Source organism: Leifsonia xyli subsp. xyli str. CTCB07, from assembly GCF_000007665.1.
Lineage (GTDB): Bacteria > Actinomycetota > Actinomycetes > Actinomycetales > Microbacteriaceae > Leifsonia > Leifsonia xyli_C.
Window position 1 is genome coordinate 693,111 of record NC_006087.1, and the last position, 26,001, is coordinate 719,111.

A 26,001-nucleotide genomic window follows, 5' to 3' on the forward strand; every position below is an offset into this window, starting at 1 on the left:
GAGGTGCCCGCCCGTCGCGCCCCGCGCGCACCGGGCGGGCACTTTTTCGTTCCCGCGCATCCCCCGCAGAAAGAAGCCCCTATGTTCGATTCGGTGACCGGCCTGATCGCCGAGCACGACGACCTCCAGCAGCAGCTCTCGGACCCCGAACTGCACAGCGACCCGGTTCGCTCCAAGAAGGTGAACCGCCGCTACGCCGAGCTCTCGCGCATCGTCGCCGCCTACACCGAGTGGAAGCAGCTCACGGACGACCTGGAGGCCGCTCGCGAACTCGCCGCCGAAGACGACGCCTTCGCCGCGGAGATTCCCGGCCTGGAGCAGGGGCTGGAGGAGTCGGAGGAGAAGCTGCGTCGTCTGCTCATCCCGCGCGACCCCAACGACAGCCGCGATGCGATCATGGAGATCAAGATGGGCGAGGGCGGTGCCGAGTCGGCGCTCTTCGCGGGCGACCTGCTGAGCATGTACCTCCACTACGCCGACTCGCGCCGCTGGAAGGCCGAGATCATCGAGCAGACCTCCAGCGACCTCGGCGGCATCAAGGATGTCCAGGTCGCGTTCAAGGGCAGCTCCAGCGACCCCGCCGAAGGTGTCTGGGCCCACCTGAAGTACGAGGGCGGCGTGCATCGCGTGCAGCGTGTGCCGGCCACCGAGTCGCAGGGCCGCATCCACACCTCCGCCGCCGGTGTGCTCGTCTTCCCCGAAGTGGACGAGCCCGAAGAGGTCGAGATCAACCCCAACGACCTCAAGATCGACGTCTTCCGGTCCTCCGGCCCCGGCGGCCAGTCGGTCAACACCACCGACTCGGCGGTGCGCATCACGCACGCCCCGACCGGCATCGTGGTCTCGATGCAGAACGAGAAGAGCCAGCTCCAGAACCGCGAGGCCGCGATGCGCGTGCTGCGCGCCCGCCTGCTCGCCAAACAGCAGGAGGAGGCGGATGCGGAAGCAGCCGAGTTCCGCAAGGGCCAGATCCGCACGATGGAACGCTCCGAGCGCATCCGCACCTACAACTTCCCGGAGAACCGCATCGCGGACCACCGCACCGGCTACAAGGCCTACAACCTCGACGCCGTCATGAACGGCGCGCTCGGCCCGGTGATCGAGTCCTGCATCCTCGCCGACGAAGAGACCCGCCTCGCGAACCTCAGCACCGACTGACCTCTGTGCTCGGCGGCCGCTTTGCGATCGCTCTCCCCAGACGACGATCGTGAGACTTGCGAGTTCTTCATTCCGCTCAGACACGACAAGGGAGGAGGAGCCGGAGTCAAGATCGAGCCTGTCCCCGTCCGTTGCAAGCTTCACCTCGGCGACCGCCCGCGTGGCGTCAGATGTAGAGCGCCGGGTCGAGCCAGTCGTCGCCCGCGATCTGCTCGCGGCCCAGGTGCGGGCGCGGGCGGGCGGGCACGCCGGTCAGCACCGAGTCCGGCGGCGCGTCGTGAACGACGACGGCGTTCGCGCCGATGACCGTGCGCGCCCCGATCGTGATCGCGCCCAGCACTTTCGCACCCGCTCCCACGACCACTCCGTCGTGGACGGTCGGGTGGCGTTTGCCGTGCTCGCTGCCGCGCCCGCCAAGGGTGACCCCGTGGTAGAGCAGCACATCGTCGCCGATCCAGGCGGTCTCGCCGATCACGACGCCCATCCCGTGGTCGATGAAGAAGCGCCGGCCGATGCGGGCGCCGGGGTGGATCTCGATGCCGGTCAGGAAGCGCGCGAACTGGGAGAGCATCCGCGCGGGTGTGCGGAGCCCGGCGCGCCACAGCCGGTGCGCTACGCGGTACGCCCAGACGGCGTGGAGGCCGGAGTACACAATCGCGACCTCGACGGGGCCGCGTGCGGCGGGATCGTGCTTGCGCGCGTTGCCGAGGTCTTCGCACACCCGGAACACTGGCACGCCTCAGTCCAGCAGGTCCGCCCAGAGGGCCGTGGAGATGTACCGCTCGCCGGTGTCGCAGACGATCGCGACGATGGTCTTCCCCACGTTCTCGGGGCGTGCGGCGATTTGCAGGGCGGCCCACACGATCGCCCCCGAGGAGATGCCGGCGAGGATGCCTTCTTCGCTGGCGAGTTTCTTGGCGGTCTCGATCGCGTCGTCGAACGCCACGTCCACGACCTCGTCGTAGACGGCGGTGTCGAGGATCTCCGGCACGAAGTTGGCGCCGATGCCCTGGATCTTGTGCGGGCCGGGCTGGCCGCCGTTCAGGATGGGGGAGTCTACTGGTTCGACGGCGACCACCTGCACCCCGGGCTTGCGCTCTTTGAGCACCTGCCCCACGCCGGTGATGGTGCCGCCGGTGCCGACGCCCGCGACGAAGATGTCGACGCCGCCGTCGGTGTCGGCCCAGATCTCCTCGGCGGTGCTGGCGCGGTGGATGGCCGGGTTGGCTTCGTTGGCGAACTGCTTCGCCCAGATCGCGTTGTCGGTCGTCGCGACGATCTCCTTGGCTTTCTCGACCGCGCCGCGCATCCCCTCCGGCCCGGGCGTGAGGACGATCTCGGCTCCGAAAGCGCGCAGCAGCACGCGGCGCTCCTTGCTCATGGTCTCCGGCATCGTCAGGATGATCTTGTAGCCGCGGGCGGCGGCGACCATCGCGAGTGCGATGCCGGTGTTGCCGCTCGTGCCCTCGACGATCGTGCCGCCGGGGCGCTCCCGGCGGGGTTGTAGAACTCGAGTTTCGCCAGCACGGTCGCGCCGGCTCCGGCTGCGATCCGGTTGAGCTTGACGAGCGGGGTGCGGCCGACGGCTTCCGCGATGTTCTCGTGAATGTTCGCTGGCATACGTTCACTCTAATCCGCCGTTTCTGTTCTGTGTCCGACTGTGACAGATAGGCTCGATGGGCCATGTCAGACGAACTCCCCGCCGCCACGGTCCGCTCCCTCCGCGAGGAGATGGCCGCCCTGCTCGCGCGGGCCGGCGTCCCGGACCCGGATGTGGACGCGGAACTGCTCATCGGGCACGTCCTCGGCGTGAGCCGGGGCCGTGTCCAGGCCCTGACGGTGCTGGAGGCGACCCTCGGCCCGGTCGACGCCGCGCGTCTGCGCGACCTGGCTCAGCGCCGCGCCGCCCGCGAGCCTGTTCAGCACATCACCGGGCGCGCGCCCTTCCGCTCGCTGGAGCTCGCCGTCGGCCCCGGCGTCTTCGTGCCCCGCCCGGAGACGGAGCAGGTGGCCCAATTCGCCATCGACGCTCTGCGCGCCGTGCCGTCGCCCGAGCCGATCGTGGCCGATCTCGGCACCGGCAGCGGCGCGATCGCCCTCGCTCTGGCGACCGAGGTACCGCACGCGCGTGTCTTCGCCGTGGAGAATTCGCCGGAGGCGTTCGTCTGGTCCCGCCGCAACATCGACGCTGCGGGCGCGCCCAATGTCCGGGCCGTGTTCGCCGACCTCGCCGACGCGCTTCCCGACCTCGACGGCGCAGTGGATGTCGTGATCTCCAACCCGCCCTACGTCCCGGACGCCGCGGTGCCGCGCGACCCGGAGGTGCGCCTCTTCGACCCGCACGTCGCGCTCTACGGTGGGGAGGACGGTCTGGACGTTGTGCGCACGATCTCCCGGGTGGCGTGGCGTCTCCTCCGCTCCGGCGGAGCGCTGGTGCTCGAACACGGCGAACGGCAGGGCGCCGCCGTCCGCGACCTTCTCACCGCCGACGGCTGGCGTGCGGCGGCGACTCACCGGGATCTGACGGCGCGCGACCGCGCGACGACGGCGACGCGCGCGTAGGTCAGCGCGGCGTCTGGCTCACCTCTCCCGCTCCGCGAAGGCGTACATCGCCGCGAGCAGTCCGCCGCTTTCGAACGAGCCGTCCTCTCGCGTCACGGCGCGGTGGGCATGCATTCCCGCCTCCCGGGCTCCCTCGACATTGGCGGGGGAGCCGTCGAATAGGATGGCGTCCTCCGCTCGGATGCCGAACCGGCCGAGTGCGCGGGTGTAGGCCCGCCGCTCCGGCTTCCGCGATCCGAGAACCGCGGAGATGAGATCGTTGTCGCCCAGCGTTCCGGCCGCCTCCGGCATCAGCACCGGCAGCGAATCCTTGAAGGGGATGGGGTTGTTCGACAGCAGCGACACCGTCCCGAGCGCCGCCGCCTCCTTCAGCGCGGCGATCGCGCCCGGGATGGGCGTCATCGCCGCTTTCCGCGCTTCCTGCCACTGCGTCAGCGACAGCCGCGCGCCGGTCACCTCCGCGAACGCGTCCAGGTATTCCTCGCTCGTCGCGTACTCGCCGCTCTCCGCCGCGCTTTCGTGCCCGCCCGCCCACCACGTCGAGGCGAGCCGGTACTGGCTCACGCCGCACAGTTCGGCCAGTCGCGGCAGGCGCTTGCGGAAGTCGTAGCCGTAGAGAGTCTTATCGCAGTCGAAGAAGTAGACGTCCATTGTCACCAGTATCGATTAGCGCGGGAGAGGGCGCAGATAAGGGAGCCTTATGGTTCTCGCGGCTATCATTGTCCCGTCATGGCAACCATCTACGACTGCTCTGTCGAATCCGATCTCCTCACCGGCATGCGTCTGGCCCGCGGGGCGATCGGGCGCGGCGAACTCGTTGTCATCCCCACTGACACTGTCTATGGTGTCGCAGCCGACGCATTCAGCCCTGCCGCGGTGCAACGGCTGCTCGACGCGAAGGGCCGCGGCCGCCAGTCGCCGCCCCCGGTGCTGGTCCCTGGCCTCGCCGCCCTCGCCGCCCTCGCCGAGCGCGTCCCGGCGGAGGTGGAGGCGCTGGTCGAGGCGTTCTGGCCGGGTGGCCTCACCATCGTGCTGCCCGCCGCGCCCTTGCTCGTCTGGGGCTTGGGGGAGACCAGCGGCACGGTCGCGCTCCGGATGCCGCAGGACCGCATCGCGCTGGAACTCCTCGCGGAGACCGGTCCGCTCGCGGTCTCTTCGGCCAATCTCAGCGGCCGTCCTGCCGCCCGCACCGCCGTGGAGGCGGAGGGGATGCTCGGCGACGCCGTCGCGGTGTACCTCGACGGGGGAGAAGCCGGCAGTGCCTACGATCGCGTGGAAGGCAGAGACTCCTCCTCGACCATCCTGGACGCGACGGCGCTCGCCTCCGGTTCCGGCGGGCTTCGCATCCTGCGTCACGGCGTCGTCACCGCCGAGCGGCTGCGCGCGGTTGCGGGCGATGCGCTCGCCGGGGAGCCGACGGACACCTGATCCCGTGATCCTGCTCATCGCCCTCGCCCTCATCTCGGCCGTGATCACGTTCGGGATGTCCTTCGTCGTCTACAAGCTCGCGATGCGCTACCGGCTCTACCCGAAGATCCGCGCGCGCGATGTCCACTCGCGGCCGACGCCCCGGCTGGGCGGCGCCGCCATCTTCCTCGGCATTCTGTTCGCGTTCGGCGTCGCCTGGCTGCTTTCCAGCCGGTTCGGCGTTCTGACGCTGATCTTCTCGGACTCGGGTCCGATCCTCGCGATCCTGGGCGCTGCGCTCCTCATCGTGGTGATCGGGGTCGCCGACGACCTCTGGGACCTGGACTGGACGACCAAACTCGCCGGCCAGCTCGTGGCCGCCGGCCTCATCGCCTGGCTGGGCGTGCAGATCTACTCGCTGCCCATCGGCGGGCTCACGGTCGGCTCGCCTCTGATGAGCATCGTCATCACGCTCTTCGCGATCGTGCTCGTGATGAACGCGATCAACTTCATCGATGGGCTGGACGGTCTCGTCGCGGGCGTCGCGCTCATCGCCAACGGCACGTTCCTCGTCTACACCTACCTCTTGCAGCGTGAGATCAGCCCGCAGAACTACTTCAGCCTCGCCGGGGTGATCGCGGCCATCCTGGTCGGAGCCTGCGTGGGCTTCCTGCCGCTCAACTGGCACCCTGCCAAGATGTTCATGGGCGACGCCGGGGCACTCCTGATCGGTTTGCTCATGGCGACCTCAGCGATCTCGGTGACGGGAACCATCAATCCGCAGGATCTGCAGACGCTCGGGAAGTCTTCGCTGGTTCCCGCGTTCATCCCGATCATCCTGCCGTTCGCCGTGCTGGTCATCCCGCTGCTCGACTTCGGTCTCGCCGTCATCCGGCGGCTGCGCGCGGGGAAGTCGCCTTTCAGCGCCGACCGCAAGCACCTCCACCACCGGCTCCTCGACATGGGGCACAAGCACCTGCACGCGGTCCTGATCTTCTACGCGTGGACGGCCGTGCTCTCGATCGGGTGTCTGCTGTTCTTCTTCGACCCGTACTGGATGGCGGTCGTCTTCGTCGCTATCGGGCTGGTTGTCTGCACCGCGTTCACGCTCGCGCCGCTCAGCCGGCGGAAGGCCGATGAGGCCGTCGCCGAACTCGCTCCGGCCGGGAGCAAAGAAGCCGAGGAGACGGCTCGCTTCGACCAGTTGGATGCCGCGAGCGAGCCGAGGGAGCCGGCCACGGTCCCACCCGCAGCGTCCCCCGACCTCTCGACACCGCCCGAGGAGAATCGATGACCGACCACCAGGCCGGAGCAGCTGTTCCGGAGCTGGCCCCCCGGCTGGACCAGCCACCCGCCCAGCCCACGTCGACCCCCGTCCTGCGCACCATCCTCCGCTACGGGTTGGTGCTCGCCGCCATCATCGCGGTGCTCGGGATGGTGCTCGGCGGCATCGGCGCCGGATGGATCGGGGTGACGAGTGCGTTGATCGGCACGACGATGGCGGCGGTGTTCCTCAGCGTCACCGCGCTCAGCATCCTGATCGCCAACCGCTTCATCGCCTCCGACCTCTTCGTCGGTCTGTTCTTCGGCATCGTTCTGGGGGGCTGGATCGTCAAGTTCGTGCTGTTCCTCGTGCTCGCGATCGTGCTGCGCGACCAGCCGTGGATCGACCCCGTGGTCCTCTTCCTCAGCCTCATCGCGGGGGTGATCGGCTCGCTCGTGATCGACGTCGTGGTGGTCGCCCGCTCGCGCATCCCCTACGTCAGCGACGCCCTGCTCCCCGGCGAGAAGCGCTGACGCGCATCCGATTGGGTGCGGCTTGAAAACTCTTGTAGAGTTGTCAGCGATCCTTCATCCGTCGTGTCCAGGCTGCATCGGGGCGCGAGAAGCGGGTGTCCACCGTTCGTCGTCGCGAGGGCTTTCAGCTCGACGCCCCGAAACAGGAGATAGCGCTGTTAGCTAACGCTGTGAACCTGCTGGTCCAGGCCGCAAGCTCCGATGATGGAAGCTTCCAGGGCCCCTCGATCAACGAGTTCTTCCCCCCAACCCTGTTCACCATCGACGGACTCGAGTTCAACCGCATCATCGTCGTCCGGCTCATCGCGCTGGTCGCCCTGATCCTGGTCTTCTGGCTCGGCACCCGCAGGATGAAGGTCGTCCCCGGCCGCTTCCAGTCGGTCGTCGAGATGGGCCTGGACTTCGTCCGCGTCAACATCGCGGAGGACCTGCTCGGCCGCAAGGACGGCCGCCGGTTCCTGCCGTTGCTGACCACGATCTTCTTCATGGTGCTGTTCTTCAACCTGACGGGCATCGTCCCGTTCCTGAACATCGCCGGAACCTCCGTCGTCGCGCTGCCGATGCTGCTGGCGATCGTCGCCTACATCGCGTTCATCTACGCGGGCATCCGGAAGAGCCCGAAGAACTTCTTCAAGAACGCCCTCTTCCCGCCCGGGGTCCCGCTGGCGCTGTACATCATCGTCACGCCCATCGAGTTCGTCTCGACCTTCGTCCTGCGGCCGATCACGCTCACCCTCCGGCTGCTGATGAACATGGTCGTCGGGCACCTGCTGCTCGTCCTGTTCTTCACCGCCACCTCGTGGTTCCTCCTCGACGCGGGCGGCTGGTGGTCGCTCTTCGGCGTGGGGACCTTCGCCTTCGGCTTCGCTTTCACGCTCTTCGAGATCCTGGTGGCCGTCCTCCAGGCCTACGTCTTCGCACTGCTGACGGGTGTCTACATCCAGCTGGCCGTCGCAGAGGAACACTAAGAACGATCCGCGCGCCCGCACGGATCGCCATCACGGAAGGAAACACACAACGTGGACATCGCTGCAATCAACGGCAACATCGCCACCGTCGGTTACGGCCTCGCCGCCATCGGCCCGGCCATCGGCGTGGGCATCGTCGTCGGCAAGACCATCGAGAGCGTCGCCCGTCAGCCCGAGCTGGCTGGCCGTCTCCAGGTCCTGATGTACATCGGTATCGCGTTCACCGAGGCGCTCGCCTTCATCGGTATCGCGACCTACTTCATCTTCCAGTAAGTCCTCTTTATCCCATCCCGTAAGGAGGAACGATGCTCAGTAGCGTCGTGATCGCCGCGTCGGAGGAACAGCACAACCCGCTGATCCCCGAGCCGGCCGACATCGTCGGCTCGCTGATCTGCTTCGTCGTCATCCTGTTCTTCTTCTGGAAGCTCGTGCTTCCGCGCGTGAAGAAGCTCCTGGATGAGCGTGCCGAGGCGATCGAGGGCAACATCGCCAAGGCCGACGAGGCCCAGCACAAAGCCGAAGCTCTGCTGGAGGAGTACACCGCCCAGCTCGCCGAGGCCCGTGCCGACGCCGCCAAGATCCGCGAGCAGGCTCGCACCGACGGCCAGAAGATCGTCGCCGAGGCCAAGGACACTGCGACCGCCGAGGCCGCGCGCGTCACCGCGAGCGCCCAGGCGCAGATCGAGGCCGAGCGCCAGACCGCGCTCGTCTCGCTCCGCGGCGAAGTGGGTTCGCTCGCCATCGACATCGCCTCCGGCGTGGTCGGCGAAGTGCTGACCGAGGACAAGAAAGCCCAGGCGATCGTCGATCGCTTCCTGGCCGATCTCGAAGCCAGCGAGAAAGCCACGTCCAATGAGAAGGCGGGGACGGCCAACTAATGGGAAGCGCCACCAGAGAAGCACGGGCCCGCTCCGTCTCGGCTCTCGCCGGCCTCGGGTCCAAAGCCGATCTGGCGACGGCTGAAGACCTGTTCGCCGCAGGACGAGTCGTTGCCGACTCCGTCCAGCTCCGAGCGGTGCTCAGCGACCCTGCGGCCGACCGTTCGGGCAAGGACGTACTCGTGAAGCGTGTGTTCGGCGCGCTCTCGGCCCCCGCAGTGGAACTGCTCGGCGTCATCGCCGGCGAGCGCTGGTCCGGTCAAGACGATGTCCTGGACGCGATCGAGGAGCTCGGCATCCGCTCGATCGCCGCCTCCGCGCCTCGCACCGTCGACATCCCGGCGGAGCTGCTCGCGTTCGGAGGCGCCGTGACCTCCGACGCTGAGCTCGAGCTGGCCCTCCGCAGCAAGCTCGCGGATCCGTCGGCGAAGGCGGCGCTGGTCGAGCGGCTGCTCGTGGGCAAGGCCGCAGGGCAGACTGTCGCGATCACGCGTCAGCTGGTTCTTCAGCCCCGCGGCCGCAGCGTTCGCCAGGCTCTGCGCGAAGCGGCCCGCATCGTCGCCGCCCAGGACGGGCAGACGATCGCCACGGTCGTCACCGCGACACCGCTGCCCGCGGCTCAGGCCGAGCGTTTGCGCGCGAGCCTCGCTGCGAAGTACGGCGACCTCAAACTCAATCAGGTCGTCGACCCGTCGATCCTCGGGGGAATGCGCGTGCAGATCGGCGGCGACGTCATCGACGGCAGCGTCTCCTCGCGTCTCTCCAAACTCCGACTTCAGCTGGCGGGCTGACCGCCCCCAAGAGAGGGAACACAACGATGGCAGACATTTCGATCAGCCCCGATGAGATCCGGGACGCCCTCAAGGATTTCGTCTCCAAGTACGAGCCCGCGAAGGCCGCGACCGCCGAGGTCGGTCACGTCCTGGACGCCTCCGACGGTATTGCGCACGTCGAGGGCCTCCCCGGTGTGATGGCCAATGAGCTCATCCGTTTCGCCGACGGCACGCTGGGCCTGGCCCAGAACCTCGACGAGAACGAGATCGGCGTCGTCGTGCTCGGCGAGTTCGAGGGCATCGTCGAGGGCATGGAGGTGACCCGCACCGGCGAGGTCCTCTCCGTCCCGGTCGGCGACGGCTACCTCGGCCGCGTGGTCGACCCGCTCGGCAACCCGATCGACGGCCTGGGCGAGATCGCCACCGAAGGCCGCCGCGAGCTGGAGCTCCAGGCTCCGGGCGTCATGCATCGCAAGTCGGTGCACGAGCCGCTCCAGACCGGCATCAAGGCCATCGACGCGATGATCCCCGTCGGCCGCGGTCAGCGTCAGCTCATCATCGGCGACCGCCAGACCGGTAAGACCGCCATCGCGATCGACACCATCATCAACCAGAAGGCCAACTGGGAGTCGGGCGACGTCACCAAGCAGGTGCGCTGCATCTACGTCGCCGTCGGCCAGAAGGGTTCGACCATCGCCGCGGTGAAGGGCGCCCTCGAGGACGCCGGTGCGATGGAGTACACCACCATCGTCGCGGCCCCCGCCTCCGACCCGGCGGGCTTCAAGTACCTCGCTCCGTACACCGGTTCGGCCATCGGCCAGCACTGGATGTACGGCGGCAAGCACGTCCTCATCATCTTCGACGACCTGTCGAAGCAGGCCGAGGCCTACCGCGCCGTGTCGCTCCTCCTGCGCCGTCCGCCGGGTCGCGAGGCCTACCCGGGCGACGTCTTCTACCTGCACTCCCGTCTGCTGGAGCGTTGTGCGAAGCTCTCCGACGAGCTGGGCGCGGGCTCGATGACCGGTCTGCCGATCATCGAGACCAAGGCGAACGACGTCTCGGCGTACATCCCGACCAACGTGATCTCGATCACCGACGGCCAGATCTTCCTGCAGTCCGACCTCTTCAACGCCAACCAGCGTCCCGCCGTGGACGTCGGAATCTCGGTCTCCCGAGTCGGCGGCGACGCACAGGTCAAGTCGATCAAGAAGGTCTCCGGCACGCTCAAGCTCGAACTGGCGCAGTACCGCTCGCTCGAAGCGTTCGCGATGTTCGCCTCCGACCTCGACGCGGCCAGCCGTCGCCAGCTCGCCCGCGGCGCCCGCCTCACCGAGCTGCTCAAGCAGCCGCAGTACTCGCCGTACCCGGTGGAGGAGCAGGTCGTCTCGATCTGGGCCGGCATCAACGGCAAGCTGGACGAGGTCGCCGTCGAGGATGTTCTGCGCTTCGAGTCGGAGCTGCTGGACCACCTGCGCCGCAACACCGGCATCCTGACGACGCTCCGCGACACGAACGTCCTGGACGACGAAACGGTGGAGAAGCTCTCCAGCGAGGTCGACGCGTTCAAGCTCGAGTTCCAGACCGGTGAGGGCAAGCCGCTCGCTGCGGTCGGCCGCGAGGATTTCGACGCCATCGCCGAAGAGGACGTCAACCAGGAACGCATCGTCAAGGCGAAGCGCTGAGCTCGCGCTGAACAGCGAACACAGAAGGAACTGAGGAAGACACATGGGAGCACAGCTTCGGGTCTACCGGCAGAAGATCAAGTCTGCCCATAGGACCAAGAAGATCACCCGTGCCATGGAGCTGATCTCCGCCTCACGCATCCAGAAGGAGCAGGCTCGTGTGGCCGCCTCCTCGCCGTACGCCCGCGCCATCACGCGAGCGGTGTCGGCGGTGGCGACCTACTCGAACGTCGGCCACGTCCTCACCACCGAGCCGGAGAAGATCGAGCGCGCCGTGATCGTCATCTTCTCCTCGGACCGCGGACTCGCCGGCGCGTTCAACTCGAACGTGCTCAAGGAGTCCGAGAAGCTCGCCGAGCTGCTGCGCAGCCAAGGCAAGGAGGTCGTCTACTTCCTGATCGGGCGCAAGGCGCAGGGATACTTCAGCTTCCGCCGCCGCGCGTTCGAACGGGTGTGGACGGGGAACACGGATGCCCCCGAGTTCGAGCAGGCCAAGGAGGTCGCCGACGCGATCCTGGAGTCCTTCCTGCGTGACTCGGCGGACGGCGGGGTCGATGAGATCCACGTCATCTACAACCGCTTCGTGAGCATGCTGACCCAGGAGCCGCAGGTCGTCCGCCTGCTGCCCATGGAGGTCGTGGAGGGTGTCGAGGAGCCGGACCGCACGCAGGTGCTTCCGCTCTACGAGTTCGAGCCGGACGTCAACACCGTACTCGACTCGCTGCTGCCCGTCTACATCGAGAGCCGCATCTTCAACGCCATGCTGCAGTCGGCCGCGTCCAAGCACGCCGCAACGCAGAAGGCGATGAAAGCGGCCAGCGACAACGCCGACAAGCTCATCACCGACTACACGCGACTCGCCAACAACGCCCGCCAGGCGGAGATCACCCAGCAGATCTCCGAGATCGTGGGCGGCGCGGACGCGCTGAGCTCGGCCAACTAACGTCCATCCAGAGAGAGAACGAATCATGACTACCGCTACCGCCGAGGCCCAGGCTTCGACCGCGCAGCCGGCCGGCGTGGGACGCATCGCCCGCGTCACCGGTCCGGTCGTCGACATCGAGTTCCCGCACGACTCGATCCCGGGCATCTACAACGCCCTCAAGACCACCATCACGATCGGCGACAGGTCGACCGAGATCACGCTCGAGGTCGCCCAGCACCTCGGCGACGACCTCGTCCGCGCGATCTCCCTGAAGCCGACCGACGGCCTGGTCCGCGGCGGCGAGGTGCGCGACACCGGCTCGCTGATCACGGTGCCGGTCGGCGACGTGACCAAGGGCAAGGTGTTCGACGTCACGGGCGAGATCTTGAACGCCGAGCCCGGCGAGAAGATCGAGATCGCCGAGCGCTGGCCCATCCACCGCCAGCCGCCGTCGTTCGACCATCTGGAGTCCAAGACCCAGCTGTTCGAGACCGGCATCAAGGTGATCGACCTGCTCACCCCGTACGTGCAGGGTGGAAAGATCGGCCTCTTCGGCGGTGCGGGCGTCGGCAAGACCGTCCTCATCCAGGAGATGGTCCAGCGCGTCGCGCAGGACCACGGCGGTGTGTCAGTGTTCGCCGGCGTCGGTGAGCGCACCCGTGAGGGCAACGACCTCATCCACGAGATGGAGGAGGCCGGCGTCTTCGACAAGACCGCCCTCGTCTTCGGCCAGATGGACGAGCCGCCGGGAACGCGTCTGCGCGTCGCCCTCTCCGCCCTGACGATGGCGGAGTACTTCCGCGACGTGCAGAAGCAGGATGTGCTGCTCTTCATCGACAACATCTTCCGCTTCACGCAGGCCGGTTCCGAGGTCTCCACGCTGTTGGGCCGCATGCCCTCCGCGGTGGGCTACCAGCCGAACCTCGCCGACGAGATGGGCCTCCTGCAGGAGCGCATCACCTCGACCCGCGGCCACTCGATCACGTCGCTGCAGGCGATCTACGTGCCCGCCGACGACTACACCGACCCGGCCCCGGCGACCACGTTCGCCCACCTCGACGCCACCACGGAGCTCTCCCGTGAGATCGCGTCGAAGGGTCTGTACCCGGCCGTCGACCCGCTGACCTCGACCTCGCGCATCCTCGACCCCCGCTACCTGGGCGCCGACCACTACCGCGTGGCCACCACGGTCAAGCAGATCCTCCAGAAGAACAAGGAGCTCCAGGAGATCATCGCGATCCTCGGCGTCGACGAGCTCTCCGAAGAGGACAAGATCACGGTGTCGCGCGCGCGCCGCATCCAGCAGTTCCTCTCGCAGAACACCTACATGGCGAAGAAGTTCACCGGTGTGGAGGGTTCGACGGTTCCGCTCAAGGAGACCATCGAGTCGTTCGACGCCATCGCCAAGGGCGAGTTCGACCACGTGGCCGAGCAGGCCTTCTTCAACGTCGGAGCCCTCTCCGACGTTGAAGAGAAGTGGGCTCAGATCCAGAAGGAGAACGGCTAAGCATGGCTGTGCTCACCGTTAGCGTCGTCGCCGCCGACCACGAGGTGTGGTCGGGCGAGGCGAGCATGGTCGTGGCGCGGACCGTGGAGGGGCAAATAGGTATTCTGCCCGGCCACGAGCCGCTGCTGGCCATTCTCGCCTCGGGCGAGGTGCGCGTGACTCTGAACGGTGGGGAGTCGATCGCGGCGCAGGCCGACGACGGCTTCCTCTCTGTGGAGAACAACGTGGTCACTGTCGTGGCCCGGCAGGCGGAGCTCGTCTGATATGGCGGAGCGGGCGGCCCCGGTGGAACGGCACTTCGGCGACATGCGTGTCCCGGTCCTCGTCGTCACAGCGGGGCTGCCCGGCTCCGGCAAGTCCACCATCGCCGGAATCGTGGCCGCGCGTCTCGGCGCTGCGGTGATCTCCGTCGACCCGATCGAGGCCGCCATCCTGCGCGCCGGCATCGACGACGACCAGCCAACCGGACTCGCTGCGTATCTGGTGGCCGAAACGATGTCCGAGCAAGTGCTGCTGACGGGTTACTCCGTCATCGTGGACGCCGTCAACGCCGTCGAGCCCGCCCGATTGCAGTGGAAGGCCCTCGCAGAGCGCTGCGATGTCAAACTGCGGGTCATCGAGACCGTCTGCTCCGACGAAAAGCTGCACGACGAGCGCCTCTCCGACCGGACCGGTGTCACCGCCGCGTTCGCGGTCGAGCAGAGCATCGATGACTACGCGGAGTGGACGGGCCCCTGCGCCTCCCTGCCGCGCGTCACCCTCGACACCTCGCTGCCGCTCGGCGAGAACGTCAACGCCGCGCACGCTTTCCTGGAGGGATAGCGTGCTCGTCCTTCTCCCGCCCTCTGAGACGAAGAGAGACGGGGGAGCACCGGTCCCGCTCGTCCTCGACCGGCTCGGGTTCGGGGCACTCGCCCCTATCCGGGCGGCCGTGCTCGCCGACCTCATCTCGCTCTCCGTCGACCGGGACACTGCCGTCAAAGTGCTGAAGCTCGGACCGAAGCAGGCCGTGGAGGTCGATCGCAACCGTGCGCTGGAATCCGCGCCAACGATGCCGGCGCTCCTGCGCTACACGGGTGTGCTCTACGACGCGTTAGAGGCGGACGGCTTCACCGAGGAACAGTGGCGGTTCGCCGCCTCCGCTGTCGCCATCCAGTCGGCGTTGTTCGGGGTGGTCGGTGCGGCCGATCCCATTCCGGCCTACCGGCTCTCGTTCGACTCGCGGCTCTCGCCGTCGCTGAAGAAACGCTGGGCAGAGCCGTGCGCTGCGGTTCTGGGATCGCATCCGGGGCTCATCCTCGACCTGCGCTCGGAAGGGTACGCTGCGCTCGCGCCGCTTCCGCTGCGGGAGGGGGCGCACTACGTGCGGGTTCTCGCGCGGGACGAATCGGGCACGGTGCGCGCGCTCAACCACTTCAACAAGCAGGCCAAGGGGCTTCTGACCCGGGCCCTCGTGGAAGCCGTCGCCGACCTCGCCACGACGGACGACCTGCTGACCTGGGCATCGGATGAGGGATACACCCTGACCCGCGCAGCCGACGGCAGCCGCGATCTGGAGCTGATCGTCCCCGATGTGGCGGGCTCACCCGGCAGGCTCCGGGCCATGCTGCGGCCATGAACGCACCGCGCGCGAGGTCTCACTCCGCCGCGCGGAAGCATCCCTCGACATGGTCGTCCACCATTCCGGTCGCCTGCATCAGCGCGTACATCGTGGTCGGGCCGACGAAGCGAAAGCCGCGGCGGCGGAGCTCTGCGCTCAGCGCCGTGGATTCCGGGGTCACCGCCGGGACCTCCGACCACGCCTGGGGGGGGGGGGGGGGGGGCTTCCGGGGAGCGAAGCTCCAGAGGAGATCATCGAGTGGGACATCCAACTTCAGGACCGCGTTGGCGTTCGCGATGGTTGCCTCGATCTTGCCGCGGTGGCGGATGATCCGCTCGTCCTGCAGCAGGCGGAGGACGTCGGCTTCGGTCATCGCCGCGACGCGCTCGGGCTGGAAGCCCAGGAACACCTCGCGGAAGGCCGGGCGGCGGCGGAGGATCGTGATCCAGGAGAGGCCGGCCTGGAAGCCTTCGAGGCAGATCTTCTCGTAGAGGGCCTTCGGATCGTGCTGGGGACCTCCCCACTCCTCGTCGTGGTAGCGGGTGTACTTGGCGTCGTTCGCGGGCCAGGAGCAGCGTTGGACGCCGTCGTCGCCGATGACCACCGCTGGACGGTTCGAGGCGGCCGCCGGTGCGGCGGCGGGGCTCTCGCTCATGTGGCCAGCGTCATTCCCTCGTGCTCGAGCAGCCACAGTTTGGTGGGGATGCCCTCGCCGCCGCTGTAGCCGGTGACCTTGCCGGAGGAGGACAGCACACGGTGGCAGCCGACGATGATCGGCACGGGATTGGCGCCGACCGCGCCGCCGACGGCCCGGCCGTACCCCGAATGGCCGAGGGCGAGACCCAGCTCGCCGTATGTGGTGAGCGTGCCGAATCCCAAGCCAGCCAGCCGCTCCCACACTGCGCGGCGGAACGGCGTGCCCTCGAGACGCAGCGGGAGGTCGAAGTCGCGCCGGTCGCCCGCGAAGTACTGGGCGAGTTGCTCGGCAGCGTCGTCGAGGACGGCGCTTGTGTACTCGGGGCGCTCACCGTGCGGCAGGATTCCGCCGCGGGCGATCGAGAGAGAAGTGACGGCCTCGCCGTCGCCGGTCAGCTCGATCCGCCCGATGGGGCTCGGGACGCTGAGGAGGTAGCGGGATGAACTGCTCATGGTTCGACTCTAGGGCTGGCTTCCGACATTCACTCGCGGAAATCCGACAGGGACCAGCGGCCGCGATGCGCCGAGGTCGCGCCACGAAAGCGGTGGCCGGACCAGTCGCGCACGGGCGCGCTTGTTCGACCACCGCCTCCGTTTCCGCAGGTCAGTCCTGCGTTGGGGGACCGCTGCGACGGCGGCGACGGAACACGGCGATCCCCGTTCCGGCCGCCACCAGGAGGCCTGCCCCCACGAGCAGCCCCGGTGTCGCTGTTGAGCCTGTGCTCGCGAGCGCCGAGGAGCCGGTGTCGCTCATTCCCGCCGGGCTCTTGCCGTCCGGTGCGAGAGCGCCGGGAACGAGTATGCCGCCAGGACCCGTGCTCGCCGGCGTCAGTGGCGGAGCCGTGTCGGCGGGCACCGCCGCCGTGGTGAGCACCGCCGCAACCACATCCGTGGCGAGCCCGGACGCATCGGTGAGGTGGAAGCCGTGGACGGTCACTTCGCTTCCGTTACGGGACTGCTCGTTCAGGACGACTCTGATCGTCGTCCCCGGCACCTCGATCCGGGTGTCTGGGGCGATCGTTCCGGCGGCGAGAGGCCGGCCGGCGACCGTCCCGCCGTCGGAGGAGACGACGACACCGGTGCCCGTTGCCTTCACCAGCAGGTTCTTGAGGCTGACCTCGACGGTGGTGCCGGGGTACAGCCGGAGCTGTCCGACCGTAGCGCTCGCGCCGGTGGCGCTGGAGGTCGTGGTCACCGAGCCGACCGCGATCTGGCCTGCTTTGCCGTCGCCGGCTGTGGGGGCCGAAGCGCTCTCCTCCGCTGGAGTGGCGAGCGCCTTCACGCTCTTCTGCGGCTGAGCCGTCGCCCGCGACACGGCGACAGGCCTCACGGGGCTGGGCCCGGTCGCCGCGATGCCGTAGGAGTTCCAGGCGGGCAGCGTTCCCGAATTGTCCGGATCCGCAGGGCCGTCCGCTGGTTTGGCCGGTGCGATGGCCTTGGGTGCGGCGAGCACGACCGTTCCGAGTGTGACTCCCGGGTTCGCGTGCGTCAGGTCCTCGTAGCGGAGGGCGTTGATCGTGACCGATCCATCCGCAGCTGTGGTCCGCTCGTTGAAGTGGACCCGCACCCGTTCCGCACCGTCGGAGCCCAGACCGGTGTAGAGATCAGTGGCGGTGTTGCCCCAGACTCCGTTGGCGAAGACGGCGCTCGATGCGTTGTCGAACTTCACTGTCGAGGAGCCGTCGGCCGCCACCGAGAGCCGGAGGCCGTAGACGCGGAGAGCGTTCCAGCGGTACTCGCCCACACCGGAGGTCTGGTCGGGCACCTGGGTGAACTCGCCGATCCCCACCGAGGCGCTTCCGTCCGCCGCGGTTGTGACGCTCACATTCTTGGAGTGCGCCGGGTAGCTGCTGGCGGCGTCGACGGTGGCGGCCGTCTTGGTCTGTCCCTCCCCGGACACACTCGGCTCGCCGGCCACAAGCGCCGACCCATCGGGCGCGGCCACCCGGAGCCCTGTCGCCGTGACGCGAGCGGGGGCCGGAGCAGCAGGCGGGCAGGTGATCCGGCCCGCGCGGATGCGCCAGATCTCGGAGGCTCCCGCCTCCGCCTCGACGCGCAGCGCGGTCGTGGTGATGGAGCCGTCTTTGTTGGTCGTGCGCTCACCGACGATGATCTTGGTCGCCCCGTACTGGGAACTGGGCAGTTGGTAGGTGAATCCCGGTGTCGCGGTCGCTGTCGCCGTGATGTCCGTCCCGTTCACCGTGAGCGCAGTGAAAGAGACCGTGGACGCCTGTGTCGGGCTGCAGACCACGCTCAGACCGCGGAAGGTCACGGGCACACGGTCGCGGAGGGTGAACTCGCCGGAGCCGATGGTGGCCGTCGCACCGGTGGGGCCGGCTGTGACGGCCAGGTCGCTGGTGCGGGTGGTGTTCAGCTTCAGCAGGTCGCCGGTGGCGTCGAGCCGCGATGACGTCTCGGCACTGGTTGTCCACGAGACGGAGGGCTTCGGCGCCTGGAGGGTGCCGCCGTCGATGTCGATGATCTCGACTCCGGAGGCGCTGTATGTCGCGGCTGTGGCCGCTGCGGCGGCCGTAGCCGGCGCTGCGGGGAGCAGCGTCGCGGGGAGCAGGGCCGCGCCGAGGGCAGCGGCTGCGACGGCCGCGGCGGCCAAAAGAGCCGCCGGTCGCCGGAGAAGGGTTCGCGCGGTCATTGCGTCTTCTTTCCGAAGTTCTTGATGAAGTCGATTCCTGTGGGCACGCCGAGGCCGGTGACGTCGTCCCACTCTTTCGACGACTGCAGCGATTGCGGTTTCGTGTCCCAGACGAAGATTGTCTCGGGATAGATCGCGCCCTTTTGTCCTTTCGGGGACCAGGTGGCCGCCGAAGCCGGGGTGACATCGCGAAGCGCGGGGGTTCCGGCCAGCGCGTACAGAGCAGGGCTCGCCAGGCCGATCTTCACGCCCGTCGTCGCTTTCGCGAGGGCGACCATGGACGCGACCATCGGAGTCGCGAGGCTGTCGCCACCGTGGCTCACCGCCGCGGTGGTGCCGTCGTGGGGCCCGTAGACGACGAAGCCCGTGTTGGGATCGGCGAGAGACGCGACATCGCGGACGAGACGCCCGGCTCCCGAGTGGCTGGCAAGCGCGGTGCGCTGCCAGCTCGGGCGGTCGTAGACGGTGGATTCCCCGCCGCCTGACCCGAAGGCGAACCCGGGCGGGATGAGCCCGCCGTTGCGCGCGAAGCGCGACTGGATCTCCCAGCCTGCTTCGACGGCGATCGTGCCATCCTTGGCGATCCCGGTGCTCGTGCCGCCGACGGCGGTGAGGTAAGGGCTTGACGCCGGGGAGGAGACGCTCGTGCCTGTGTTGTGGTCGCCCTGGGCGGAGTAGTCGCCGTCGTTGCCCGACGAGGCGAAGACGGAGATGTTCCGGCTTGCGGCATCGACGAGCACGCGGTTGAGCAGCGTCCGATCGTCCGCGGTGTCGAGGTTCTCCGGCGAGCCGAAGGAGAGGGAGATCACGTCGGGTCCAGCGTTGACCGCGTCGAGAATGCGCAGGAACATCGGTGCGGTGGTGCAGTCGTCCGCCCCCCAGTACTCGATCTTCGCATCGGGCGCCATCGCGTGGACCGCCTGCACATCCAGGTGCTGCTCCTCGGTCCACGAGGACGGACCCCCGCAGCGGGAGACAGCGGGGTGGGCAGGTGCGTGGTGCGCGTACTGGTCATCGGTGAGCACGGGCTCGCCCATCTGCCGGGAGTAGGTGTCCGTGTTCGCTGCGACGGCGGGATCGTCGAAGGCCGCCACGATCGCGACCTTCGTCCCCGCGCCGCGGTAGCCGTCGGGGACCTGCTGCACGGCTCGCAGCTGCTTGGGCGTGTAACCGCACAGCGAGTTGGAGCGGTGTTCGACGGTGAGGGAGGCCGGCCACTGCGAGCTCAGCTTCTCACCCCAGTAGGCGGCGCAGTCCGGGCTGTCGATCGACGGCTCAGCCGCTGACGCCGTGGGCCGGTAGCCGTCTCCCGTCACCGCGCCGGAGACTCCGACGATCTGCGGCAGGGAGGCGGGGACGGAGAGTGCGGTCGTCGGTGCGACCGTGGAGCCCGATGACAGGGAGTACACGGCGAACGCGGTGTCGAAGGCCTCGGCCACGTGCGATCGTGTTCCGTTCACCCGGAGGGTGCCTGTGCGGTGGTCCCATCCGGATGCGTCGAGCCCGTGGCTGTCGAGCCACTCGGCGACGGCTCGCGCGTCGGCCGCGCTCGATCCGTCGCGCAGCACGACGGCCAGGGTCGTGTCGGCGTCGGGGGCGGGCGACGAGGTCGTCGTCGCGGTCCAGACCGGCACAGAGCCGGTCAGGGGGGTTCGTGAAGGGTCGGGGCTGGCGGCTAGAGCGAGGCCGCCGATCGTGAGAGCGGCCGCAGCGCCTGCTGCGGCCCGGACAAGGACGTGTGAGGGCATCGTCACCTTTGCAGATCGGGTTGTGGGGGAGCCGGGGAAGGGGCTTCCGGCGGACCTACTCTAGCTTGTTGATAATAATTCTCAATACCATAAAGAACGAGTATCTGCTGGACGACACTCGATGCGTCTTGACGACTCGGTCTCGCCTCAGTAAAACTTGCGCATAAAAATATATGTTATGTGAAAATTATCCTCGTTCCTCCTGACGTCGCGATCACACGCTTTTCTCCTGCAATGCCGACCGGTGCGGGTTCCGCAGTGATCGGCGTTGTGAGGGGGACGCCTCAACACGACCAGGGATCGGCCGAAGCGGAGGTGGTGCCGCCTTCTTGCGATCGTGACCTCCGTCGTGGCGGCCCTCGGGCTCGCGGTCCTGAAAGCCGCCGTTTCCCCACGCCGAACGTCCTTTGGGGCGGCGATTCGGGTGGGCCTCTGGTGGACCACGATATGAATCTTCTCGGTATCATCTTTCGCGAAGACAGGTTCAGTCGAGGGTTCTTGCTCTATACCCCGATGCGGCAGGTCTTCCAGGAATTGAGCTCCTAATACGCTGGGACCGACGAGCCTGCCCGACAGTGACGGGGAAGGCGATCAGCTCCCGGCTGACGGTGTCACCGCAGACTGGGACCTCGCTCCCAGCGATTCTGACGACGCGGCGACGGACCCGGGTGGCGACAACTTGGACAGGCGACCAGGGCGGTGGTGTCGAGCCGCAGCCGGGTGACCAGGGAGACTCGGGGACCCCGGCCCCGAGTCTCCGGCTGCCAAGTAAGCGCTGGGAAGCTGACGCCGTTCGCGGAACGGGATTATCGGGGCGAGGGCGATTCTGCGGCCCCGGCGGCTGCCGATGCCCTCGCCTCTCCCGTTTCCGCCTTCCGAAATCTCCGGTAGCGTAGTCATTCGGGTCTGCTGCGCCTTCCGCGCGGCGGCGAGATCTGAATAGAGGAGGCCGGCATGGACATCGACCTCAGCGTCTTGCGTCTCATGGAGCGCGAGAGGGAGATCCCGTTCGAGGAACTGGTGCAGATCATCGAGCAGGCCATCCTGACCGCCTATCTGAAGCACACCGACCAGGCCGATCACCGCCACGGCGAGCCGCCTGCCGCGCGGGTGCATCTGGACCGCAAGACGGGTCATGTCACCGTCTACGTCCCCGAGAGGGACGACGACGGCAACGTCATCGGCGAGGCCGAGGACAGCCCGAGCGACTTCGGCCGCATCGCCGCGTTCGCGGCGAAGCAGGTGATCAACCAGCGGCTGCGCGACCTCGCGGACGACGCGGTGCTCGGCGAGTTCCGCGGATGCGAGGGCGACATCGTCGCCGGGGTGATCCAGCAGGGCCCCAATCCGCGGATGGTGCATATCGACCTCGGCAGCGTGGAGGCCATTCTGCCTCCGGAGGAGCAAGTACACGGCGAAGAGTACCCGCACGGCTCCCGTATCCGCGTGTACGTCACGAGTGTCGCCAAGGGTCCGAAGGGTCCGTCGATCACCGTCTCGCGCACGCATCCGACGCTGGTCAGGAAGCTGTTCGCCCTCGAGGTGCCAGAGATCGCGAGCGGCGTGGTGGAGATCGTGTCGATCGCCCGCGAGGCCGGGCACCGCACCAAGATCGCCGTCCGGGCGACGGAGCCCGGTGTGAACGCCAAAGGCGCGTGCATCGGGGAGCTCGGGCAGCGCGTTCGCGCGGTCACGGCCGAACTCAACAGCGAAAAGATCGACATCGTCGACTATTCGCCCGATCTCGCGACCTTCGTCTCGAGCGCCCTCTCGCCGGCGAAGGTGACCAGTGCGTTCGTGATCGACGAAAGCCTCAAGGCCGTGCGTGCGCTGGTGCCGGACTACCAGCTGTCGCTCGCGATCGGCAAAGAAGGCCAGAACGCCCGCCTCGCCGCCAAGCTGACGGGCGCGAAGATCGACATCCAGCCGGATTCGATCCTGGACCGCGAGTAGATCGGAAAGCGGCGGGGCCCCGTCGGGCAAAGGCGGCTCCGCGCGGGTGTAAGATGGAATCTGTCAGAACGTGCGTCGGATGCCGTTCTCGCGCCCCGCGGCTTTCTCTTCTGAGGGTCGTCGTCCGGAATTCGGAACTGGTGGTCGATCCGTCTGCCGCTTTCCCCGGCCGTGGCGCGTGGCTGCATCCGGTCGACGGGTGTCTTGACCTCGCCCTTAAGCGCCGCGCCTTCGGGCGTGCGCTGCGGGTGGACGGGACGCTCGACCCGACGGCCCTCCGGGCCTACTACGAGAACAGGCTGAAGAATCAGTGACTTCACATGAGTGACAACCGATGAGCGGCTCGAAATGAGTTCCGTCCGCCAATAACGCCTGCCCTGTCTGGGGTGGGCCCAGACAGGAGAATTGTGGCTGCAAAACCACGTGTACACGAGGTGGCGAGCGAGCTCGGCGTCGACAGCAAGATCGCACTCGCGAAACTCAAGGAGATGGGCGAGTTCGTCAAGGGCCCGTCTTCGAGCATCGAGCCTCCGGTGGCCCGCAAGCTGCGCGCTGCCCTCGAGGCGGAAGGCCATCTGCCCGGCGCCGGCGGCGATAAGACAGCCGCGCAAGCCTCCCCGGCGCCACGCCCGCCGCGGCCGGCGACGGCCGATGGCTCCGGCGCGCCCAAGCCGCAGGCGCCGATGTCGGTCGCCGAGCGTCAGGCGGCGGCCGAGAAGGCCGCCTCTGAGAAAGCGGCGGCTGAGAAGGTGGCGGCCAGCGAGGCCGCTGACGCGAAGCCCGCCGCGGGCGCCCCGGCGGACACGGCCAAACCGTCGTCCCCGCCCCGCCCCAGCGGCGTCAGCGCCCCGCGCCCGGGCAACAACCCTTTCGCCTCCAATCAGGGCATGGGGCAGCGCCCCAGCGCCCCGCGTCCGGGGAACAACCCGTTCTCCAGCTCGCAGGGCATGGGCCAGCGTCCTTCTCCTAGCAACATCCCGCGTCCGGCCCCGCCGCGTCCGGGCTCGCCCCGCATCGGCGCTCCGCGTCCCGGAGGTGGCCAGCGCCAGGGCGGCGGCGGCCGTCCCGGTTTCCAGCAGCGCCCGGGCAGTGCCGGCGGCGGTGCGGGCGGCGGCCTCCAGCGTCCCGGCGGCGCAGGAGCCGGCGGTTTCAGCGGTCCCCGTACGGGCGGTGGAGGCGGTCGCGGTCGCGGACCGGGCGGCGGAACCGCGGGTGCGTTCGGCCGTGGCGGCGGCAAGTCGAAGGCCCGCAAGTCGAAGCGCGCGAAGCGCCAGGAATTCGAGATGCGGGAGGCCCCGTCGCTGGGCGGTGTGACTGTTCCCCGTGGCGACGGCGGTACGGCTATCCGGCTGCGCCGCGGCGCGTCCATCTCGGACTTCGCCGACAAGATCGACGCGAACCCCGCTTCGCTCGTGACGGTGCTCTTCCACCTGGGCGAGATGGCGACCGCGACCGAGTCGCTCGACGAGGCCACTTTCCAGATCCTCGGTGAGGAACTCGGCTACAAGGTTCAGGTCGTCTCCCCCGAGGATGAGGACAAGGAGCTCCTGGAGGGCTTCGACATCGACCTCGACGCCGAGCTGGAGGGCGAGTCCGACGAGGATCTCGAGATCCGCCCACCGGTCGTCACCGTCATGGGCCACGTCGACCACGGTAAGACGCGACTGCTGGACGCGATTCGCAGCGCCAACGTTGTGGAGGGCGAGGCCGGCGGCATCACCCAGCACATCGGCGCCTACCAGGTGTGGACCGAGCACGAGGGCATTGAGCGTGCGATCACCTTTATCGACACCCCGGGTCACGAGGCGTTCACGGCCATGCGTGCCCGCGGCGCCCAGGTGACCGACATCGCGATCCTCGTCGTCGCGGCCGATGACGGCATCATGCCGCAGACCATCGAGGCGCTGAACCACGCCCAGGCGGCAAACGTGCCGATCGTGGTTGCGGTGAACAAGGTCGACAAGCCGGAGGCGAACCCCGCCAAGGTGCGTCAGCAGCTCACCGAGTTCAGCCTGGTGGCCGAGGAGTACGGCGGCGACGTGATGTTCGTCGACGTCTCCGCGCGGAACAACATCGGCATCCAGGAGCTCCTGGACGCGGTGCTGCTCACCGCGGACGCCGGGCTCGACCTGCGTGCGAACCCGAACAAAGACGCCCGCGGCGTGGCCATCGAGGCCAAACTCGACAAAGGCCGTGGCGCGGTGGCGACTGTGCTGATCCAGTCGGGCACGCTCCGCGTCGGGGATGCGATCGTGGCGGGCACCGCCTACGGCCGTGTCCGCGCGATGGCGGACGAGAACGGCGACCCGGTGCTGGAGGCGGCTCCGTCGCGTCCGGTGCAGGTGCAGGGCCTCTCCAGCGTTCCGCGCGCCGGCGACACCTTCATCGTCACCGAGGAGGACCGCACCGCCCGGCAGATCGCCGAGAAACGCGAAGCCGCCGAGCGCAATGCGCAGCTGGCGAAGGCTCGCAAGCGTATCTCGCTCGAGGACTTCACCCGCGCTCTGGAAGAGGGCAAGGTCGAAGCGCTCAACCTCATCATCAAGGGCGACGTTTCCGGTGCTGTGGAGGCGCTGGAGGAGTCGCTCATGAAGATCGAGGTGGACGACTCGGTCTCCCTGCGCATCCTGCACCGCGGCGTCGGCGCGATCACCGAGTCGGACATCGACCTGGCGACCATCGACAACGCCATCGTGATCGGCTTCAACGTCCGCCCGGACGTCAAAGCCCGCGAGCGTGCGGCCCGTGAGGGCGTGGATGTGCGCTTCTACTCGGTCATCTACAACGCCATCGATGACATCGAGAGCTCGCTCAAGGGCATGCTCAAACCCGAGTTCGAGGAAGTCCAGTCCGGTGTCGCCGATATCCGCGAGGTGTTCCGCTCCTCCAAGTTCGGCAACATCGCCGGTGTCATCGTCCGCAGCGGAACGATCACGCGCAACGCCAAGGCGCGCGTCATCCGCGACGGCGTGGTCATCGCGGACAACCTGGCCATCGAGTCGCTGCGCCGGTTCAAGGACGACGTCACCGAGGTCCGCACGGACTTCGAGTGCGGTATCGGCCTCGGCAAGTACAACGACATCCAGGTGGGCGACGAGATCGAGACCATCGAGATGCGCGAGAAACCGCGCGTCTGATCGACGCTGGAGGCCTGGCGGTTCGTCCGCCGGGCCTCGCTGCTTCTCCATCCTGGCCGTACGAAGGAGACATATCATGGCCGACCCGGCACGGGCGAGGAAGCTCGCCGACAGAATCAAGGTCATCGTCGCTGAGCGTCTCGACCGGGGCTTGCGCGATCCGCGTCTCGGTTTCGTGACGATCACCGACGTCCAGGTGACCGGTGACTTGCAGCACGCGACCGTCTTCTACACGGTGTATGGAACCGACCAGGAGCGCGCGGACACCGCAGCCGCGCTGACAGCGGCCACCGGGATGCTGCGTAGCGAGGTCGGCAAGAACATCACCGCTCGCCTCACGCCGACGCTGCAGTTCCAGCTGGATGCCATCCCGGAGAACGCGGCCCACATCGAGGACCTGCTGCGCCAGGCGCGCGATCACGACACCGAAGTGGCCGGTCTCGCCGAGGGCGCCGCCTACGCCGGGGAGCAGGACCCCTATGTGAAGCCACGCGAGGCGAACTAGGAATACTGATTTTCAAATATAAGAATAAACATGTAGAATAGTGTTCTCTTAGAAC

General features: G+C 68.1%; 25 protein-coding genes and 1 pseudogene. 19 read left to right on the forward strand and 7 right to left on the reverse strand.

From position 1 onward, the window contains the following. The first annotated feature begins 81 nt into the window (after positions 1-81). Positions 82-1,158 (forward strand): peptide chain release factor 1, encoded by a 1,077-nt coding sequence (prfA, locus tag LXX_RS03375; protein ID WP_011185623.1) that lies wholly within the window; start codon positions 82-84, stop codon positions 1,156-1,158. Positions 1,159-1,324: 166 nt separating this feature from the next. On the opposite strand, the gene epsC is transcribed toward prfA, so the two are convergent. After that, positions 1,325-1,894 (reverse strand): serine O-acetyltransferase EpsC, encoded by a 570-nt coding sequence (epsC, locus tag LXX_RS03380; protein WP_041767227.1) that lies wholly within the window; start codon positions 1,892-1,894, stop codon positions 1,325-1,327. Between the two features lie 3 nt (positions 1,895-1,897). Beyond that, positions 1,898-2,778 (reverse strand): annotated as a pseudogene (cysK, locus tag LXX_RS03385) (cysteine synthase A). A gap of 63 nt (positions 2,779-2,841) precedes the next feature. On the opposite strand from cysK, the gene prmC reads away from it, so the two are divergent. Next, positions 2,842-3,720: a peptide chain release factor N(5)-glutamine methyltransferase gene (prmC, locus tag LXX_RS03390; protein ID WP_011185625.1), complete on the forward strand. Its 879-nt coding sequence runs from the start codon at positions 2,842-2,844 to the stop codon at positions 3,718-3,720. Between the two features lie 18 nt (positions 3,721-3,738). Here prmC and LXX_RS03395 read toward each other — a convergent pair whose 3' ends face one another. After that, positions 3,739-4,371, reverse strand: coding sequence for an HAD-IA family hydrolase (locus LXX_RS03395; RefSeq protein WP_011185626.1), 633 nt, complete (start codon positions 4,369-4,371; stop codon positions 3,739-3,741). A gap of 78 nt (positions 4,372-4,449) precedes the next feature. Here LXX_RS03395 and LXX_RS03400 point away from each other — a divergent pair, with 78 nt between their 5' ends. From LXX_RS03400 to yaaA, 13 genes are all read left to right on the forward strand, one after another. Beyond that, a complete protein-coding gene (locus LXX_RS03400; protein WP_011185627.1) occupies positions 4,450-5,148 on the forward strand; it encodes an L-threonylcarbamoyladenylate synthase in 699 nt (232 codons plus the stop codon). A 4-nt stretch (positions 5,149-5,152) separates the two neighbouring features. After that, positions 5,153-6,421: an MraY family glycosyltransferase gene (locus LXX_RS03405; protein WP_011185628.1), complete on the forward strand. Its 1,269-nt coding sequence runs from the start codon at positions 5,153-5,155 to the stop codon at positions 6,419-6,421. Then, on the forward strand, positions 6,418-6,924 hold the full coding sequence (locus tag LXX_RS03410; RefSeq protein WP_011185629.1) for a hypothetical protein: 507 nt from the start codon (positions 6,418-6,420) through the stop codon (positions 6,922-6,924). The genes LXX_RS03405 and LXX_RS03410 overlap by 4 nt, the downstream gene beginning before the upstream one ends. Positions 6,925-7,094: 170 nt before the next feature. Then, positions 7,095-7,892, forward strand: a complete 798-nt coding sequence (gene atpB, locus LXX_RS03415; RefSeq protein WP_011185630.1) for a F0F1 ATP synthase subunit A — start codon at positions 7,095-7,097, stop codon at positions 7,890-7,892. Between the two features lie 51 nt (positions 7,893-7,943). Next, the gene (gene atpE, locus LXX_RS03420) at positions 7,944-8,165 is read left to right on the forward strand and encodes an ATP synthase F0 subunit C (RefSeq protein WP_011185631.1); all 222 of its coding nucleotides are present in this window, start codon (positions 7,944-7,946) and stop codon (positions 8,163-8,165) included. Between the two features lie 32 nt (positions 8,166-8,197). Beyond that, positions 8,198-8,770: a F0F1 ATP synthase subunit B gene (locus tag LXX_RS03425; protein WP_011185632.1), complete on the forward strand. Its 573-nt coding sequence runs from the start codon at positions 8,198-8,200 to the stop codon at positions 8,768-8,770. Continuing rightward, positions 8,770-9,561, forward strand: coding sequence for a F0F1 ATP synthase subunit delta (locus LXX_RS03430; protein WP_011185633.1), 792 nt, complete (start codon positions 8,770-8,772; stop codon positions 9,559-9,561). The genes LXX_RS03425 and LXX_RS03430 overlap by 1 nt, the downstream gene beginning before the upstream one ends. A gap of 26 nt (positions 9,562-9,587) precedes the next feature. After that, positions 9,588-11,225 (forward strand): F0F1 ATP synthase subunit alpha, encoded by a 1,638-nt coding sequence (atpA, locus tag LXX_RS03435; protein ID WP_011185634.1) that lies wholly within the window; start codon positions 9,588-9,590, stop codon positions 11,223-11,225. Between the two features lie 43 nt (positions 11,226-11,268). Then, positions 11,269-12,168, forward strand: a complete 900-nt coding sequence (locus LXX_RS03440) for a F0F1 ATP synthase subunit gamma (RefSeq protein ID WP_011185635.1) — start codon at positions 11,269-11,271, stop codon at positions 12,166-12,168. Positions 12,169-12,193: 25 nt separating this feature from the next. Further along, positions 12,194-13,657: a F0F1 ATP synthase subunit beta gene (atpD, locus tag LXX_RS03445; RefSeq protein ID WP_011185636.1), complete on the forward strand. Its 1,464-nt coding sequence runs from the start codon at positions 12,194-12,196 to the stop codon at positions 13,655-13,657. 2 nt (positions 13,658-13,659) lie between these two features. Beyond that, positions 13,660-13,920 carry a F0F1 ATP synthase subunit epsilon gene (locus tag LXX_RS03450; protein WP_011185637.1) on the forward strand — a complete coding sequence of 87 codons (261 nt, stop codon included), beginning with the start codon at positions 13,660-13,662 and terminating at the stop codon, positions 13,918-13,920. 1 nt (position 13,921) lies between these two features. Beyond that, a complete protein-coding gene (locus tag LXX_RS03455; protein WP_050737834.1) occupies positions 13,922-14,479 on the forward strand; it encodes an AAA family ATPase in 558 nt (185 codons plus the stop codon). 1 nt (position 14,480) lies between these two features. Beyond that, positions 14,481-15,275, forward strand: coding sequence for a peroxide stress protein YaaA (yaaA, locus tag LXX_RS03460; RefSeq protein ID WP_011185639.1), 795 nt, complete (start codon positions 14,481-14,483; stop codon positions 15,273-15,275). A gap of 19 nt (positions 15,276-15,294) precedes the next feature. On the opposite strand, the gene LXX_RS03465 is transcribed toward yaaA, so the two are convergent. The 4 genes from LXX_RS03465 to LXX_RS03480 form a co-directional block, all read right to left on the reverse strand. Further along, a complete protein-coding gene (locus LXX_RS03465) occupies positions 15,295-15,912 on the reverse strand; it encodes a DNA-3-methyladenine glycosylase I (RefSeq protein ID WP_011185640.1) in 618 nt (205 codons plus the stop codon). Beyond that, positions 15,909-16,406: a methylated-DNA--[protein]-cysteine S-methyltransferase gene (locus LXX_RS03470; RefSeq protein WP_011185641.1), complete on the reverse strand. Its 498-nt coding sequence runs from the start codon at positions 16,404-16,406 to the stop codon at positions 15,909-15,911. Before LXX_RS03470 ends, LXX_RS03465 begins: the two co-directional genes overlap by 4 nt. Before the next feature lie 151 nt (positions 16,407-16,557). Next, a complete protein-coding gene (locus LXX_RS03475; protein WP_041767231.1) occupies positions 16,558-18,603 on the reverse strand; it encodes an LPXTG cell wall anchor domain-containing protein in 2,046 nt (681 codons plus the stop codon). Next, positions 18,600-20,351, reverse strand: a complete 1,752-nt coding sequence (locus tag LXX_RS03480; RefSeq protein ID WP_011185642.1) for a S53 family peptidase — start codon at positions 20,349-20,351, stop codon at positions 18,600-18,602. Before LXX_RS03480 ends, LXX_RS03475 begins: the two co-directional genes overlap by 4 nt. 954 nt (positions 20,352-21,305) lie before the next feature. Here LXX_RS03480 and nusA point away from each other — a divergent pair. From nusA to rbfA, 4 genes are all read left to right on the forward strand, one after another. Then, the gene (nusA, locus tag LXX_RS03485; protein WP_011185643.1) at positions 21,306-22,304 is read left to right on the forward strand and encodes a transcription termination factor NusA; all 999 of its coding nucleotides are present in this window, start codon (positions 21,306-21,308) and stop codon (positions 22,302-22,304) included. 53 nt (positions 22,305-22,357) lie between these two features. Further along, a complete protein-coding gene (locus LXX_RS03490) occupies positions 22,358-22,618 on the forward strand; it encodes a YlxR family protein (RefSeq protein WP_011185644.1) in 261 nt (86 codons plus the stop codon). 93 nt (positions 22,619-22,711) lie between these two features. Further along, on the forward strand, positions 22,712-25,441 hold the full coding sequence (infB, locus tag LXX_RS03495) for a translation initiation factor IF-2 (protein WP_041767235.1): 2,730 nt from the start codon (positions 22,712-22,714) through the stop codon (positions 25,439-25,441). A 76-nt stretch (positions 25,442-25,517) separates the two neighbouring features. Continuing rightward, on the forward strand, positions 25,518-25,946 hold the full coding sequence (gene rbfA / locus LXX_RS03500) for a 30S ribosome-binding factor RbfA (RefSeq protein ID WP_011185646.1): 429 nt from the start codon (positions 25,518-25,520) through the stop codon (positions 25,944-25,946). Positions 25,947-26,001: the final 55 nt, after the last annotated feature.

Coding starts and splice junctions, on each gene's coding strand:
- prmC (WP_011185625.1), top strand. CDS start 2,842: ATGTCAGACGAACTCCCCGCCGCCACGGTCCGCTCCCTCCGCGAGGAG.
- LXX_RS03400 (WP_011185627.1), top strand. CDS start 4,450: ATGGCAACCATCTACGACTGCTCTGTCGAATCCGATCTCCTCACCGGC.
- atpD (WP_011185636.1), top strand. CDS start 12,194: ATGACTACCGCTACCGCCGAGGCCCAGGCTTCGACCGCGCAGCCGGCC.
- LXX_RS03480 (WP_011185642.1), bottom strand. CDS start 20,351: ATGCCCTCACACGTCCTTGTCCGGGCCGCAGCAGGCGCTGCGGCCGCT.
- LXX_RS03395 (WP_011185626.1), bottom strand. CDS start 4,371: ATGGACGTCTACTTCTTCGACTGCGATAAGACTCTCTACGGCTACGAC.
- LXX_RS03475 (WP_041767231.1), bottom strand. CDS start 18,603: ATGACCGCGCGAACCCTTCTCCGGCGACCGGCGGCTCTTTTGGCCGCC.
- LXX_RS03425 (WP_011185632.1), top strand. CDS start 8,198: ATGCTCAGTAGCGTCGTGATCGCCGCGTCGGAGGAACAGCACAACCCG.
- LXX_RS03455 (WP_050737834.1), top strand. CDS start 13,922: ATGGCGGAGCGGGCGGCCCCGGTGGAACGGCACTTCGGCGACATGCGT.
- prfA (WP_011185623.1), top strand. CDS start 82: ATGTTCGATTCGGTGACCGGCCTGATCGCCGAGCACGACGACCTCCAG.
- rbfA (WP_011185646.1), top strand. CDS start 25,518: ATGGCCGACCCGGCACGGGCGAGGAAGCTCGCCGACAGAATCAAGGTC.
- LXX_RS03430 (WP_011185633.1), top strand. CDS start 8,770: ATGGGAAGCGCCACCAGAGAAGCACGGGCCCGCTCCGTCTCGGCTCTC.
- nusA (WP_011185643.1), top strand. CDS start 21,306: ATGGACATCGACCTCAGCGTCTTGCGTCTCATGGAGCGCGAGAGGGAG.
- LXX_RS03470 (WP_011185641.1), bottom strand. CDS start 16,406: ATGAGCAGTTCATCCCGCTACCTCCTCAGCGTCCCGAGCCCCATCGGG.
- LXX_RS03490 (WP_011185644.1), top strand. CDS start 22,358: ATGGAATCTGTCAGAACGTGCGTCGGATGCCGTTCTCGCGCCCCGCGG.
- LXX_RS03440 (WP_011185635.1), top strand. CDS start 11,269: ATGGGAGCACAGCTTCGGGTCTACCGGCAGAAGATCAAGTCTGCCCAT.
- LXX_RS03465 (WP_011185640.1), bottom strand. CDS start 15,912: ATGAGCGAGAGCCCCGCCGCCGCACCGGCGGCCGCCTCGAACCGTCCA.
- atpA (WP_011185634.1), top strand. CDS start 9,588: ATGGCAGACATTTCGATCAGCCCCGATGAGATCCGGGACGCCCTCAAG.
- LXX_RS03450 (WP_011185637.1), top strand. CDS start 13,660: ATGGCTGTGCTCACCGTTAGCGTCGTCGCCGCCGACCACGAGGTGTGG.
- LXX_RS03410 (WP_011185629.1), top strand. CDS start 6,418: ATGACCGACCACCAGGCCGGAGCAGCTGTTCCGGAGCTGGCCCCCCGG.